Raw genomic sequence first — 16,606 nt, 5'->3', positions numbered from 1 at the left:
TGTACCGGACCGGCGACCTGGTGCGCCGCCGCCCCGACGGCACCCTCGACTACCTCGGCCGCACCGACCACCAGGTCAAGATCCGCGGCATGCGCATCGAACTCGGCGAGATCGAAGCCGCCTTGCGCACCACCCCCGGCGTCCGCGAGTGCGTCGTCACCGCGCGCACCGACGCGCAGGGGTTCACCCAGCTCACCGCCTACGTCGTCGCCGCCGACCCGGACGACGCCCCCGCGCCCGCCGTGCTGCGCGCCCGGCTCCTGGACCGGCTGCCCGGCCACGCCGTGCCCTCCGCCTTCGTCGCCCTCGACACACTGCCGCTCAGCCGGCACGGCAAGACCGACCGCGCCGCCCTCCCCACGCCCGACGCGTCCGCCGTCGACAGCGGCGCCGGCCACGTGGCGCCGCGCACCGGGGTCGAACACCTGGTGGCCGGGGTCTGGCAGGAGGTCCTCGGCACCGAACGGGTCGGCGTCTTCGAGGACTTCTTCGCCCTCGGCGGGCACTCCCTGCTGGTCTCCCAGGTGCTCGCCCGGCTGGAGCGGGCCTGCGGCGCGCGGATCTCCGTACGCGACTTCTACAACCAGCCCACCGTCGCCCAGCTCGCCGCCCTGATAGCCACCGCCGAGGGCGGCTCCCGCGGACTCGGCCCCCGACTCGCGGGGGAGGCCCCCGCCCTCTCCTTCGCACAGGAGCGGATGCTCTTCCTGCACCTGCTCCAGCCCGTCGGCGGGCTGTACAACGTGGCCGTCCCCTTCGAACTCCACGGCACGCTCGACACCGCAGCCCTCCAGGCCGCGTTCGACGAGATCGTCCGCCGCCACGAGAACCTGCGGACCCGCTTCGAGCTGGGCAACGGCACCCCCGTACCGGTGGTGGACCCCGACGTCCGCTGCCCGTTCACCGTCATGGACGCGAGCGGGGCCGCAGACCCGGCCGCCGAAGCCGCCGCCGTGGTCCGCCGCGACGCCGAGACCGCCTTCGACCTGGAGGCCGGACCGCTGCTCCAGGTCACCCTCGTCCGCACCGCTCCCGACCGGCACACCCTGAGCCTGACGGTCCACCACATCGCCTTCGACGGCTGGTCGGTCGACGTGCTCATCGGCGAACTGGAGGCGTTGTACGACGCGTTCGTCCAGGGCAGGCCCTCCCCGCTGCCCGAGCTCCGGCTCCAGTACGCCGACTACGCGGCCTGGCAGCGGGCCGAACTCCAGGGCGTGGCCCTGCAGGACCACCTCCACTACTGGCGCTCGTACCTCGCCGGGGCCCCGCACGCCCTCGACCTGCCGACCGACCGCACCCGCCCGCCCGTCCCCGACTTCGCCGGCGACGCCGTCGCCTTCACCGTCGACCCCGAGCTGACCGCACGGCTGCGCACCCTGTCGGAGCGCTCCCGCTCCACCGTCTTCATGACGGCCATGGCCGCCTACAGCTCCTTGCTGCACCGGCTCAGCGGCCAGGACGACCTGTGCGTCGGCTACTTCTCCGGCAACCGCACCGCCATCGAGACGGAGCCGCTCATCGGCCTCTTCGTCAACACCCTCCCCATCCGCTCCCGCACCGAGGCCGGGCAGACCTTCGCCGACCACCTCGAACGGGTCCGGGACTCGGTCCTCGGCGCGCACGGCCACCGTGACCTGCCCTTCGAGCTCCTCGTCGACGAGGTGCAGCCGGAGCGTGACGTCTCCCGGCACCCCGTCTTCCAGACCGCCTTCGGCTACTACCCGGCCATGGCGGGCGGGCCGGCGGACGAGACCGGCCCCGGCCTGCGCATCACCGCCGCCGACCACCGGCCCGACACCTGGATGTCCAAGTTCGACCTCAGCCTCTACCTGACCGAGACCGGCAACGGCACCCTCGCCGGTGAACTGGAATACTCCACCGCCCTGTTCGACCGGAGCACCGTCGAACGGTTCGCCGCCTGCTACCTGCGCCTGCTGCGCGCCGTCACCGAGAGCCCCGGCACCGCCCTGGACGCGCTGCCGCTCCTCGACGACAGCGACCGGCTCCGCCTCCTCCAGGACTGGGCCGGCCCGGTCGCCGAGGTTCCGCGGGCCACCCTGCCGGAGCTGTTCGAGGCCCAGGCCGCCGCGACCCCGTCCGCCCCCGCCGTCCACCACGCCGGGACCTCCCTCGACTACGCGACCCTGGACGCGCAGGCCGGCCGGCTCGCCCGCCTGCTGGCCGGACGCGGCGTCGGCCCGGGCGACTTCGTCGCCGTGGCGCTGCCCCGCACCGAGCAGCTCCTCGTCGCCGTCCTCGCCGTGCTCAAGGCCGGCGCCGCCTACGTCCCGGTCGACCCGGCCTACCCGGCCGACCGGATCGCGCTCATGGTGGAGGACGCGGGCCCCGCCCTCGTGCTCACCGCCGCCGCGGTGCGCGACCGGGTCCCCGCATCCACCGCCGCGCCCTGCCTCATCCTGGACGACCCGGACACCGCCGCGGCCGTCGCCGCCCTGCCCGGACACCCCCTGACCGACACCGAGCGGACCGCCCCGCTCCACCCCCTGCACCCCGCCTACGCCATCTACACCTCCGGCTCCACCGGCCGCCCCAAGGGGGTGGTCGTGGCCCACCGCAGCGTCGCCAACCTCGCCGCCTGGGCCGGGGAGGACTTCCCCGGCGGAGCCCTGGACCGGGTGCTCGCCGCCACCTCGCTCAACTTCGACGTCTCCGTGTTCGAGATGTTCGGGCCGCTCCTCAACGGCGGCTCCGTGGAGGTCCTGGCGTCCCTGCTGAGCCTGGCCGACCCGGCCGCCGGCGCCTACCGCGCCTCGCTGCTCAGCGCGGTCCCCTCGGCCCTCGCGCACCTCGTCGCCACCGGATCCGTCCGGGCGGAGGCCGACACCGTGGTCCTCGCCGGGGAACCGCTCGCCGCACAGGCGGCCCGGGACATCGCCGGCGCGGTCGGTGCCGGCCTGGTCGGCAACCTCTACGGCCCCACCGAGGCCACCGTCTACGCCACCGCCTGGTACGCGGCGGAGGTCGGCGACGGCACCCCGCCGATCGGCCGGCCCTTGCGCAACACCCGGGCGTACGTCCTCGACAGCGCCCTGTGCCCGGTCCCGGTGGGCGTGGTCGGCGAGCTGTACCTCGCCGGGGCGGGCCTCGCCCAGGGCTACCTGGACCGTCCCGGCCTGACCGCGGACCGCTTCCTGCCCGACCCCTACGGCGAGCCCGGTACCCGGATGTACCGCACCGGCGACCTGGTCCGGTGGACGGCCGACGGCGACCTGGTCTGCCTGGGCCGCGCCGACCAGCAGGTCAAGATCCGCGGCCACCGCATCGAGCCCGGCGAGGTCGAGGCACAGCTGACGGCCCACCCGGACGTGTCGCAGGCCGTCGTCGGTGTCGACCAGGGCCCCGGGGACGACCGGAGGCTCGTCGCGCACCTGGTGTGCACCCGCCCGGTGTCCACCGAGGAGCTGCGCGCGCACCTGGCCGCCCGCCTGCCCGGCTACATGGTGCCCGCGGCCTTCGTCCTGCTCGACGCCCTGCCGCTGAACGTCAACGGCAAGGTGGACCGGGCCGCCCTGCCCGCCCCGCAGGACGCCGACGCCCGGGGCGGCGCCGACCACGTCCCGCCCACGACACCGCTGGAGAAGGAGCTCGCCGACATCTGGGCCGACGCGCTCGGGGTGGAGCGGGTGGGCCTGCTCGACAACTTCTTCTCCCTCGGCGGCCACTCGCTCCTCGTGACCCGGATCAGCTCCCGGATCAGGCAGCAACTGGGCGTGGACGTCGACCTCATCGCCTTCTACACGACGCAGAACCTGGGCGAACTCGCCCAGCACCTCACGCAGCTCACGCAACCGGCCGCCGCGCTGTGACGTACGCGGACCGAAAGGGGAAGACAGTGACCAGCACGGTAGACGAGTCAGTGGTACGCAAGGCCGACGCACGGACGCACGGGGCGGGCGAGGCACTGGGGACGACCGGGACCTCCGGGCCGGCTCTCGGCACGGCATCCGCCGAGGTGACCTTCCACCTGGGGCCGGCGGCCCGGCGCGAGCTCGCCGACGCCGCCCGGCGGCTCGGCGTCCAGGAGCCGTCCGTCCTGCTCGCGGCGGTCCTGGCCACCCAGTTCCGGCACACCCGCCGGGAGAATGCCGAGGTCCGCACCGCGCCCGGCCGGCAGCGGGTGGTGCCGGTGACGGCCGCCGCGGGCCAGTCCTTCGCCGAGCTGGCGCGCGCCGTCGACACGGCTCTGGCCGCGGGCCCGTCCGCCGAAACGACCGCGGCCGCCGAGCCGGCCGGGCCCGCCGAACCCGGCGCCCGGGCCGGGCGCCACGGGCGGGGGGTGAGCGCGGACCACTCCGCGGTGGAGCGGGTCCTCTTCCGGTGGACCGCGGCCCCGGCCGCCCCCGACCCGGTGCCGGCCACCGGCCCGGGCACGGTCGTACGCTGCCACGCCGAGGCCGGTGACGGCTCCCTCTCGGGCGGCCTGCGCCCTGCCGACCTGCCCGCCGGAGCCACCCCCTCCGGCTGGGCCGCCGCCCTGCTCACCCTGCTCACCGACGCCACGGCCCGCCCCCAGGCGCGCCTGGACGAACTGGCGCTGCTCTCCGAGGTCCGCCGGGCCGAGGCGGCGGAGGCGGCCAACACCGGCCACGAGAGCTACCCGGACCTGCGGCCGATCCACGCCGCCTTCGAGGAAGCGGCCCGCCGCGACCCGGGGGCCGTCGCGGTCGAAGCCGGCGGCCGGGCCACCACGTACGGCGAACTCGACGGCCGCGCCAACCTGCTGGCCGCCTCCCTGGCCGAGGCCGGAGTCGGCCAGGAGAGCCTGGTCGGGGTCTGCGTCGAGCGCTCCGCCGAGCTGCTGGTGGCCCTGCTCGCCGTCCTCAAGCGCGGCGCGGCCTTCGTCCCGCTCGACCCGGCCCTGCCCGTGGCGCGGGTCGCGGTGGTCACCGCCGACGCCCGCGTCACCGCCGTGCTGGCGGGGCAGTCCCAGCGGGAGCGGCTCGCCGACCTGCCCGCACCGCTGCTGGCCGTGCCCGCCGAAGGCTCGGCCCCGCACCCGCCGCAGGTGGAGGTCACCCTCGACCACGCCGCGTACGCGTACTACACCTCGGGCTCCACCGGCACCCCCAAGGGTGTGGTCATCGACCACCGGTGCGCCGCGGGGCGGCTGGAGTGGCTCGGCCGCCGCTACGGGCTGCAGCGCGGGGACCGGGTGATCCACAAGACCCCGCTCATCTTCGACGTGGCGATCTGGGAGCTGTTCGGTCCGCTGGCGGCCGGCGCCACCGTGCTGATGGCCGATCCGGGCGCCGAGTCCGACGTGGTTCACCTGAGCCGGCTCCTGGCGACCGAGCGGACCGTGTTCGCCCACTTCGTGCCCTCGATGCTGAACGCCTACCTCGACCTCGCCCCGGACACCCCCGCACCCGACCTGCGGTGGGTCCAGCTGTCCGGCGAGGCCGCCGGAAGCCACCTGCTGGAACGATTCCGCAAGCGGTTCGACGCCGAACTCCACAACCTCTACGGCCAGACCGAGACGTCCGAGGTCGCCGGCTGGGAGGGCCGCTCGTACCCGGGAGAGGGCGGACTGCCGCTGGGCCGGCCCCTCGGTATCTACCGCCTCTTCGTCCTCGACGAGGAACTCCGCCCCGTCCCGCCCGGAGTCCCCGGCGAGCTGTGCGTCTCCGGCACCGGCGGACTCGCGCGCGGCTACCTCGGCCGAGCCCCGCTGACCGCCGAGCGGTTCGTACCGCACCCCTACGCCCTCACCCCGGGGGAGCGGCTCTACCGCACCGGCGACCTGGTCGCCCGCGGCGACGACGGGCAGCTGCACTACCTGGGCCGGGTCGACGGCCAGGTCAAGATCCGCGGCTGCCGCGTGGAGACCGGCGAGGTCGAGGCGGTCCTCGCCGGCCACCCCGCGGTCCGGGCCTGCGCCGTGTCCGTCTTCCACGACGAGGACGGCGCCGCCCAACTCGCCGCGTACGTGGTCACGGACGGCGCCCATGCCGCCGGATCCCCTGCCGCCGGCGGGGCCGGCGCGGTCGTCGAGGAGCTCGCCGCCCACGCCGCCCGCCGGCTGCCCGGCTACATGCTGCCCGCGGTCTACGTGCCGGTCGATGCCCTGCCGTACACCCCCTCCGGCAAGCTGGACCGGCTGCGGCTGCCCGCCCCCACGGCCGCCGACCGGGCGGCCCGCAGCGCCGGCGAGGCACCGGGCACCGCACTGGAGGAGCAGGTCGCCGTCCTGTGGCAGGGGGTGCTCGGCGTCGACCGGATCACCCGTACCGACAACTTCTTCTCGATCGGAGGGAACTCGCTGAAGTCCCTCCAGCTCCTCAACCGCGTCAACACCACCTTCCAGGTGCAGGTCTCCGTCCGCGACTTCTTCGGCAACCCCACCGTGGAAGGCCTGGCCGCCGCCGTGGAGAAGGCCCTGACCGACCTGGTCGCCGGGATGACGGACGAGGAGGCGGCTACACTCCTGAGCCGGCTGTGATCGAAGCGGCGGGACGCCGTCCGGGCGACGGGCGGCGGAAGGGCTCGGCGGTGGGTGCGATGGGTACGACGGGCGAGGGCGGCGCGACGGACGCCGGGGGCTTAGGGCCCCGGCGGATCGAGGGGCTCCTGCCAAGCGAGGGGCTCCTGCGGATCGAAGGGGCGACGGAGAACAACCTCCACGACGTCGACGCCGCTTTCTCCGACGGCATCACGGCCGTGGTCGGCGCCTCCGGATCCGGGAAGTCCTCCCTGGTCTTCGACACCCTCTACCGCGAGGCCAGGCACCGCTTCCTGGCCACCCTGGCCGCCGCCCCGGGCGGCGGCTCCGGCCGCGCCGCCCGGGTCCGCGCCGTCCACGGCCTGCGCCCTGCCGTCGCCGTCGGCCAGAACGTCCTCAACCGCAACCCCCTCTCCACCGTCGCCACGGCCGCCGGCATCCACCCCTTCCTGCGGGTGCTGTTCGCCCGCTTCGCCGTCACCCGCTGCCCGCACTGCGCCGCGGCGAACGAGACCCTGGCGGCCGAGGAGCAGCTCGCGGTGGTCCGGGCGGCGGCCGACGCCGCCGGCGCGGTCGAGGTCGCCGCCCCACTGGTGCGCGGCGCCGAGGGCGGCCACACCCGGCTCCTCGGCCACCTGGCCGGGCGGTTCGGGGCCGGCCGCCTGACCGTGGACGGTGCTCCCTGGACCGGCACCCCGCTCGACCCGGGGACCCCGCACACCATCGAGGTCGTCCTCGGCACACTGGAGGCCGGCGCCCCGGTGCGCGCAGCCCGCTCGCTGCTCGACGCCGCCGCCGCGCTCGGCTCCGTCCAGCTGCGCATCACCACCCCCGACGGCACCGAACGGGTGCTGTCCCGGGCGGCTCTGTGCACCGGCTGCGGGGCGGCCCTGCCGCCCGTACGCCCCCAGGACTTCCGCGCCGACGCCCGGCCCGACGACGCGGCGCACACCGCCGGGCGCGAGCTGGCCGGCCACGCCTTCGGCGCCCTCCTCGCCCTGGACGTCGTCCGGGCCCGGGAACTGCTGGCCGGCGCCGACCTCCCCGAGCATGCCGCCGGGCCGGTGCGGCACGTCCTGCGACGGCTCCAGGCCCTGGAATCGCTGGGCCTGGGCTACCTGGCCCTGGACCGGCCCTCGCCGACCCTCTCGCGGGGCGAGGCCCAGCGGCTGCGCATCGCCGTCCTGCTCGCCGGCGACGTCGAGGACCTCCTGTACATCCTGGACGAGCCCACCATCGGCCTCGGCGCCGACCAGGTCCGCACCCTGATGGACGAACTCGCCAAGCTGGCCGGCCCGGTGGTGCTGGTGGAGCACGACCGCACCGCCGTGGCGGGCGCCGACCACGTGGTGGAGATCGGCCCCGGCGCGGGGACGGGCGGCGGACGCGTGGTCTACGAGGGCACCCCGGCCGGACTGTGGCGGGCCGACACCGTCTCGGGCCGCTGGTTCTCCGGCCGCGAACGCCTCACCGCCCCGCCCCCGGCGGCCGCGGCCGGGCAGGGTTCCGTACTGGCCGGGCACGGAGCGGCGTCCGCCACCCAGTGGATCACCGTGCGGGGGGCCCGCCGGCACAACCTCACCGGCTTCGACTGCGCCGTCCCCGTCGGCGCCCTCACCGTGGTCACCGGCCCCTCCGGCGCGGGCAAGAGCACCCTGGTGCGCGATGTGCTCGTCGCCTCCCTCGAAGCCGGCGAGCCCCGCGGCTGCACGGCCCTCGACGGCCCCCGGCCGACCCCGCTGACCGTCGACCAGGCCCCGATCGGCGTCAACCCCCGCTCCAACCCGGCCACATACACCGGCCTCGCCGACCGGATCCGGGCCGTCCTCGCCGCCGCCACCGGCGCCGAGCCCAGCACCTTCTCCTTCAACCGGACCGAGGGCGCCTGCCCGGAGTGCGCCGGCATGGGCGCCGTCGAGGTCAAACTCCGCTTCCTGCCCTCGGAATGGGTGCAGTGCGAGGCCTGCGGCGGCCGCCGTTTCGCCCCCGAGGCCCTGGCGCTGTGCGCCGAACTCCCCGACGGCAGGCGGTACTCCGTCGCCGAGGTCTTCGACCTGAGCGTGCGCGAGGCCGTCCCGCTCTTCGGCCACGACGCCAAGGCCCGGCGGATCCTGACGGCCCTCACCGACGTCGGCCTCGACTACCTCCCGCTCGGCCAGCCCTCGCCGACCCTCTCCGGCGGCGAGGCCCAACGGGTCAAACTCGCCCGGCAACTCGCCGCGAGCCGCCCCGCCCAGCTGGTCCACCTCGACGAACCCAGCACCGGCCTGCACCCGGCCGACGTACCCCGGCTCGCCGCCCTGCTGCGCACCCTCACCGACCGCGGCTGCACCGTGGTGGTCGTCGAACACCACCTCGACATCGCGGCGATGGCCGACTGGACCCTGCGCATCGGACCCGGCAGCGGCCCCGACGGCGGCCGCCTGCTCCACGCCGGTCCGCCCGAACCCCGCCCCGCCCAGCCGGTCCGGCCCCCGGGCGGCCCGCGCCGACCTCGTCCGGTCCGTACCGCGGTCGAGATCCGCGGCGCCCGCGCCAACAACCTGCGCGACGTGTCCGTCTCGATCCCCAAGCACACCCTGACCGCGGTCGTCGGGGTCTCCGGCTCCGGCAAGTCCTCCCTGGTCCGAGACGTCCTGGAGGCCGAGGCCACCCGACGGCTGCTGGAATCCCTGTCCCTGTACGAACGCCAGTCGCACCGCGAGGGACCCCAGGCCACGGCCGGCTCCGTCACCGGCCTCGGCCCGACCCTGGCCATCGGCGCCCACGGCAAGGTACCCGGCCTGCGCAGCACCGTCGGCTCGGCCACCGACCTCAGCCCCCACCTCGGCGTGCTCCTCGCCTACGCAGGAGCCCGCACCTGCCCCGACTGCGGCGGCGGACAGCGGCGCACCGGCCACCGTCCCGGCGCCCCGTGGGCGTGCCGGGACTGCGGGCGGCCCGGACCGCCCGCCGATCCCGCCGACTTCTCGCCGATCCGCTACGAGGCCGCCTGCCTGCGCTGCCACGGCATGGGAACCGTCGCGATCCCCGTGGTCGAGCGGCTCGTCACCCGCCCCGACCGCCCCCTGTGCGACGGCGCGATGTACTCGCCCGGCTTCTATCCCCGGGCCTACCACTCCAAGCCCGCCAACGGCGGCTACTGGATGCTCCAGGCCCTGGGGGAGCGCTACGGCTTCGACCCCGAGACCACCCCCTGGCAGGAGATGGCCAAGGAGGCCCAGGACGCCTTCCTGTTCGGGCAGGAGGAGGTCACGCTCTCCGACCGCGCCCGGGTCACCCCCGGCGCCACCGTCCTGTGGCGCGGAGTCTTCCGGATCATGGACGGCTGGGACGTCGGCGGCCTCTACACCGAGCGGGTGCCCTGCCCGCCCTGCGGCGGCGGACGCCTGCGCCCCGAGTTCCTCGACCAGGAGATCGCCGGCCTGAACCGCGCCGGACTGCACCGCGAGCCCGTCGCGGCCGTGCACGCGGCGCTCGCCGGTCTGCGGCTGCCCGCGGGCGCGCCCGGCTGGGCCGCCGCCTCGCACGGGGTGGCGCTGCGCCGCCTGGAGTTCCTCGGCCGGGTCGGCCTCGGCCACCTCCACCTGGACCGGATGGGCAACACCCTCTCCGCCGGCGAGCTCCAGCGCGTCCGCCTCACCGCCCTGCTCGGCGCCGGGCTCACCGGTATGACCGTCCTGCTGGACGAGCCCTCGCGCGGCCTGCACCCGCGCGAGGCCGACGTGTTGGGCGAGGTCCTGGAGGAGCTCACCGCCCGCGGGAACACCGTCGTCATGGTCGAGCACGACCAGCGCCTCGTGGCGCGCGCCGGACACCAGATCGTCATGGGCCCCGGGGCCGGCCGGGCCGGCGGGACCGTGGTCGCCGCTGGCAGTCCCCGGGAGGTCCGGCGCGACCCGCGGGCCCGCGCCCTGCTGGAGCGCCCGCTGCCCGACCGCGCCCGCGGACCGCGCGCCGAGCCGACCGGCGCCATGACCGTCCGCGCACCGGCCGAGAACAACCTCGACGGCCGGGACGTGACCATCCCGCTCGGCGTGCTCACCGGCATCTGCGGGGTGTCCGGTTCGGGCAAGTCGACGCTGGCCATCGACACCGTGGCCCGCGCGCTCGCCCCCCGCAAGCTCACCACCTCCGCGGCCGCCACCCCGGTCGCGCCCGGCTCCCACGCGGGTATCGACGGCGCCCCCCGGCAGGTCCGGCACGCCGACCAGAGCCCCACCGGGATCACCTCGCCCGGAGCCTTCCTCAAACTGCTCGCGCCGCTGCGCGAGGCCTACGCGGACTCCGCCGCAGCCCGCGACCTCGGCCTGGCCGCCGACGACCTCCAGCCGGGCTGCGACGGCTGCAAGGGGAAGGGCAGCGTCACCGAGGACATGGGCTTCATGCCGGCCGTGCACCGGCCCTGCGACGCCTGCGAGGCCACCGGCTACCGCGCCGAGGTCCGCGAGCTGCGGGTGCGCGGCCACAGCCTGCCCGCCCTGGAACGGCTCACCGCCGAAGAGGTCCTCGACCTGTGGGACGACCTCGAACCCATCGCCGGGGTGCTGCGCTCCGCCGTCGCGCTGGGCCTCGGCCACCTCTGCCTCGGCCAGGGGGTCGCCGACCTCTCCGGCGGAGAACGCCAACGCCTCAAGCTGGTACGGGAGATCGCCAAGCCGGCGGCGAAGCCGACGCTCTACATCCTCGACGAGCCGACCACCGGACTGCACGAAGCGGACGTGGAGCAGCTGGTCCGGGCGCTGGACGGCCTCGTGGCGCGCGGTCACAGCGTGCTCGTCGTCGACCACGACGTCCGGCTGCTGGCCTGCTGCGACCGGCTGCTGGAGTTCGGCCCCGGCGGCGGCCCCGACGGCGGCCGGGTGGTCGCCGAGGGCACGCCCGAAGAGCTGGCGGCGGGAGACACCGCCACGGCCCCGTACCTGCGCGAGGTGCTGACATGACCCCCGACCACCCGAACCGGACTTCCGACGCCGGCCCGGTGCCGGATCCGGCCGGTGCCGTGGGCGATGCCGTCTGGCTGCTGCTCTGCGACCGCTCGCCCGCCCTGCGCGCCCGGGTCCTGGGCGAGTTGCTCGGCGTCCCCGACGACGACCCCGAACGCGCCGACCTGCTGGCCCGCAGCGCCGTCGACCCCGAGACCAGGGAACTGCTGGCCACCGAGCCCGCCGACTTCCCGCACCTGTGCCTGCTGCTGTGCCGGCTGGGACACCTCGGCCTGGACCGCGCCCACCCCCGGGTGGCCGAACTCGCCGAACGCGTCTTCGCCGCCCAACGCCCCGACGGCACCTTCCCCCTCGACCTCTTCCGCACCGACGACCGCTACACCATGATCCCCCTCCAGGCCTCCGTACCGCTGCGCGCCCTCGCCCTCGTCGGCGCCGCCACCGACCCGCGGGCCGAGCGCGCGTACGCCTGGCTGCTGGACCGGCGCAACCCCGACGGTTCCTGGCCCACCGGGCTGGTGGCGGGGCAACCCGGAGGGGTGCCCGGCTACCGCAAACTGCCCGGCTCGCCCGGCTGCCGCGCCAACACCCAGGCGGCCCTGGCGGCCCTCGCCCTGCACCCCGGCCGGGCCGTGAGCGAGCCGGCCCGCCGCGCCGTCGACCTGCTGCTGCGCCGGGAGACCCGCGACGAGTGGGCCCTGGGCACCGAGACCGCCCGGCTCCACGGCCGCGAGCGCGCCGCCGGGTTCATCTCCCTCTACGCCCGCTTCGACCTGGCCTTCGTCCTCGACCTGGCCTCCCGTACGGGCATTTCCCCGCGGGACCCCCGCATCGCCGACCTGGTGGACTTCCTCACGGGGCTGCGCGGACCTGCCGGGCTCTGGGAGCACCCCGTCCACCCCGAACTCGGCCGCTGGCTGACCCTCGGCCTGCTGACCAGCCTGCGCCGGCTGCGTACCGCCGACGCGGACGGCACCGGCTGGACCGGAGAAGGCCCCCGGCTCGCCTTCCGCCCCCACGACGTGCGCCTCGCCCACCACTGAACACCCCGAACACCCTGAACAGCCTGAACCCCTGAACGCGCTCCCTGTTCGACTGAAAAGCTGGGCCAGTCGAATTCACCGGGCATCGGATAACTTCCTTTCATCCTCAAGAAGTCGTCCTCTTCCCGGGTGGGGTGTGAACAGGTGAGCCAGCTCAGTGCCGGACAGGTCCAGCTCCTTGAAAAGCTGCGCAACCGGAAGGCGGAGAAGACGCCCACCGCCGAAATCGCCAGGATTGCGCCGGGCACCCGCGTTCCGCTGTTGCCCGCGCAGGCCCGCATCTGGTATTTCACCAAGCGATTTCCGCAGAGCGCCGAATACAACCTGTACAACACGGTGGAACTCGACACCGCCCCCGACCGCGAGCGGCTCACCGCCGCCGTCCGTACGTTGAGCGAGCGCCACGACGCCCTGCGCCTGCGCATCGTCGAGGAGGACGGGGTCCCGCTCCAGGAGGATCCCGGTCCCGCCGAGCCGCCCATCACCTGGCACGACCTGCGCGACCTCGGGGCGGACGAGGCCCGCCGCCGGGCGGCCGAACTCGCCGGCCAGGCCGCCGCGACCCCGCTGCCCACCGACCGGGCCCCGATGTTCCGGCTGCTGGCCCTGCTGCTCCCCGGTGGCGGAGCGAGCCTGGTGCTCGGTTTCCACCACGTGATCATCGACCACTGGTCGGTCACCCAGGTGATGGACGAACTGGCCCGGCTGCTGGACGGCCGCCCCCTGCCCCCCACCCCCGGCATCGGCTACCTCGACTACGCGGCCGCACACGCCGCGGACGCCGCCGACGGCCGCCAGGACCGCGACCTGGCCTACTGGACGGACCGCCTCGCCGGTGACCTGCCCGTGCTGGACCTGCCCAAGGACCGGCCCCGCCCGGCCACCGAATCCCGGTCCGGCGCCTTCGTCCCCTTCCGTACCGGCCCCGAACCGGCTGCCCGGGTGCGGGACTTCGCGGCCGTCGAGGGCGTCTCCCCGTTCGTGGTGCTGCTCGCCGCCTACAGCGCCTTCCTCTCCCGCCTCACCCGCCAGGACGACGTGGTCGTCGGCTCCCCGCTCGCCGGCCGGGACGACGTGACCGCCGAGCGGATCGTCGGCTGCTTCGTCAAACCGGTCGCCCTGCGCGCCGACCTGAGCGGCACCCCCGGCTTCCGCGCCCTGGTGCACCAGGTGCGCGACACCGTCCTCGCGGCCCAGGACCACCAGACCGTGCCCTTCGAACGGGTCGTCGCGGCACTCGGGGTCGCCCGTACCCCGGGGGTGAACCCCGTCTTCCAGACCATCTTCGGCGTCCAGGACGGCGTCCGCCTCGACCAGGGCGGCGACCGGTCCCTGGTCCAGGTGGACACCGGGTCGGCCCGCACCGACCTGTCGGTCTCCGTGGACGACGAGGGCGCGGGCGGCGGCTTCAGGGGCCTGTTCGAGTACGCCGCCGACCTGTTCGACCAGGCCACCGTCGAAGGATTCGCCCGCCTCTACCTGGACCTCCTCGCCACGCTGATCGCCGACCCCGAGATTCCCGTACGCGAGGCCCCGCTGTTCTCCGCCGAGCGCCGGCAGGAGATCCTGCACGGCCTCAACGCCTACCGGAAGCCCGAGTTCGGATACGCCACCCTGGCCGAACCCTTCGAGGAACAGGCCGCCCGCACGCCCGACGCCGTCGCCCTCACCGGCGAGGAGGGCGAACTGCGCTACGCCGAGCTCAACGCGCGCGCCAACCGCCTCGCCCATCACCTGCGCGAGCGCGGGGTGCGTCCCGGCGACAAGGTGGCCGTCTGCATGGACCGCTCCTTCGCGATGGTCACCGCGCTCTACGCGGTGGCCAAGACCGGAGCCGCCTACGTCCCCATGGACCCCGAACTCCCCGACGGCCGCATGTCCTTCATGCTGGAGGACACCCGCCCGGAGCTCGTCCTCGCCGACGACCGGGGCGCCGCCGCACTGCCCGACGGCCCCTGGGAGGTGCTGCGGCTCACCGGCCCCGACCGGCCCTGGGACCAGTGCCCGGCCGAGGACCTGCGGATCCGCAGTCGCGGCGACGCCCTCGCCTTCCTGCTCTACACCTCCGGCTCCACCGGCCGCCCCAAGGCCGTCGCCTACCCCGTCGACGGGGCGCTGGCCAACATCTTCTGGCTCCAGGAGGCCTATCCCTTCGGTCCCGGCGACGCCAACATCCTCAAGACCTCCTACGGCTTCGACGTCTCCACCTGGGAGCTGTTCTGGCCGCTCTACTACGGGGCCACCCTCGTCGTGGCCCGCCCCGGCGGCCAGCGCGACCCCGCCCACCTCCTCGAACTGACCGAACGGCACGGGGTCACCACCCTCTTCTTCGTCCCGACGATGATGGAGGTCTTCCTCGACGCCGCCCCGCCCGGCAGCTGCCGCTCACTGCGCCGCGTCATCATCGGCGGCGAGGAGGTCAAGCCCCGGCTGCGGGACGCCTTCCACGCCCGCTTCGACGCCGATCTCGTCAACTGCTGCGGCCCCACCGAAGCCGGCACCGTGGTCGAGGGCGTGATCCCGCGGGAGTCGGGAGCCCCGGTCGTCCCGCTCGGCCGGCCCTGCGCCAACTTCCGGATCTACGTGCTCGGACCCGACCAGGAGGTCCTGCCGGTCGGCGCACCCGGCGAGATGTACATAGGCGGCGACATCGGCCTCGCGCACGGCTACCACGACCGGCCCGCGCTGACCGCCGACCGCTTCGTCCCCGACCCCTTCGGACCCGTCGGGGCGCGCATGTACCGCACCGGCGACCTGTGCCGGTACCGCCCCGACGGGGTCCTCGAACACCTCGGCCGGATCGACCGCCAGGTCAAGATCCGCGGCCTGCGCATCGAACTGCCCGAGATCGAGGCGGTGCTCCGCGACCACCCGGACGTCAAGGCCTGCGTCGCGCTGGCCCCGCGCTCCCTGGAGGGCCGCATCGCCGCCTTCGTGGTGCCCCGCCCCGGCGCCGATCCCGAGCCCCGGGAACTGGAGCGGCACGCCCGGCACCTGCTCCCGGCCCACATGGTGCCCGCCGCGGTCACCGCCGTGGACCACATCCCGTACACCGTCAACGGCAAGATCGACGAGGCGACGCTGCTGGACCACCTGGGGGCGGTGGCCGCCGGCGGCTCCACCGAGCTCGTGCCGCCCGAGGGCGAGACCGAGACCCAGCTGGCGGCGATCTACCGCGAGGTGCTCGGGATCGACGAACTCAGCGTCACCGACGGGTTCTTCGCCCTCGGCGGCCACTCGCTCCTGGTGTTCAAGCTGATCGCCGCCTGCGGCCGGGACCTGGGTGTCCGGCCCACCGTCGGCGACGTGTTCGCCGCCCCGTCGGTGCGCGAGCTCGCCGCCCGCCTCGACGCCGGCGGCGCCGGCCCCCGCGGCGGGGCCGAGGACCCCGTCGTAGCGCTGGTGCGCCCCGAGGGCCGTCCCGTCGTCCTCTTCGTGCACGGAGCCGGGGGCTCCGCCCTGCCCTTCCGGGGCGTCGGCGAGGCGCTCGGGGACGACCACGACGTGTACGCGGTCCAGGCCGTGGACGGCCCCGGCGAACCGCCGCGGACCATCGAGGAGATCGCCCGCCGCCACGTGGAGGCCGTCGACGCCGTGCGCGGCCCCCGCCCGCTGCTGCTGGCCGGCTGGTCCGTCGGCGGCTGCATCGCCCTGGAGATGGCCCGTACCTGGCAGGACCGGGGGGCGGACGTGATCGGCACCGTACTGCTGGACACCTGGCTGCCGCCGGCCGCCCTCGCGGAGACCGACCCCGACGCCGCCGAGCAGGCCCGCGCCGCCTTCGCGTCCATGGACCTGCTGGCGGGCGAGGACCGTACCCGCGAGGGCCTCGCCGACCTGCCGGCCGCCGAGACCGACCGGATCGGTGAGCTGCTGGAGCGCCACCGCGCCGCCTTCCTCGGCTACGCGCCCCGCCCCTGCACCGGACCCGTCCACCTGCTGCGTGCGGCCCGGCCCTTCCCCGATCCCCGGATCGACCTGCCTGCCGCCCTGCGCGGCGAGGACCACGGGTGGCGGGCCAGGATTTCCGACCTGACCACCCGGGACATTCCCGGAGACCACTTCACGCTCGTATCGGAAGAGCACGCGACGGAACTCGCGAAGGAAATTCGCGGAATCGTCGAGGACTCGCTCTCCTTCAACGAAATCTAGAA

The 16,606-nt window shown here is 75.2% G+C and carries 5 protein-coding genes; all 5 read left to right on the top strand.

Annotation, left to right across the window (positions count from 1 at the left end; genetic code table 11):
• Positions 1-3,830: amino acid adenylation domain-containing protein (locus AB0B01_RS26610; RefSeq protein ID WP_361724032.1), on the top strand; the 3,830-nt coding region annotated here is incomplete at its 5' end.
• A 26-nt stretch (positions 3,831-3,856) separates the two neighbouring features.
• Positions 3,857-6,463 carry a non-ribosomal peptide synthetase gene (locus AB0B01_RS26605; RefSeq protein ID WP_361724029.1) on the top strand — a complete coding sequence of 869 codons (2,607 nt, stop codon included), beginning with the start codon at positions 3,857-3,859 and terminating at the stop codon, positions 6,461-6,463.
• A 59-nt stretch (positions 6,464-6,522) separates the two neighbouring features.
• Positions 6,523-11,406 (top strand): hypothetical protein, encoded by a 4,884-nt coding sequence (locus AB0B01_RS26600; protein WP_361724026.1) that lies wholly within the window; start codon positions 6,523-6,525, stop codon positions 11,404-11,406.
• Positions 11,403-12,452: a hypothetical protein gene (locus tag AB0B01_RS26595; RefSeq protein ID WP_361724023.1), complete on the top strand. Its 1,050-nt coding sequence runs from the start codon at positions 11,403-11,405 to the stop codon at positions 12,450-12,452. The genes AB0B01_RS26600 and AB0B01_RS26595 overlap by 4 nt, the downstream gene beginning before the upstream one ends.
• Positions 12,453-12,596: 144 nt before the next feature.
• The gene (locus tag AB0B01_RS26590; RefSeq protein ID WP_361724020.1) at positions 12,597-16,604 is read left to right on the top strand and encodes an amino acid adenylation domain-containing protein; all 4,008 of its coding nucleotides are present in this window, start codon (positions 12,597-12,599) and stop codon (positions 16,602-16,604) included.
• Positions 16,605-16,606: the final 2 nt, after the last annotated feature.

Source organism: Streptomyces sp. NPDC044571 (assembly GCF_040647115.1).
GTDB lineage: Bacteria > Actinomycetota > Actinomycetes > Streptomycetales > Streptomycetaceae > Streptomyces.
The sequence above is the reverse complement of the archived record's forward strand: the minus strand, read 5'-3'. Positions and strand labels throughout refer to the sequence as shown.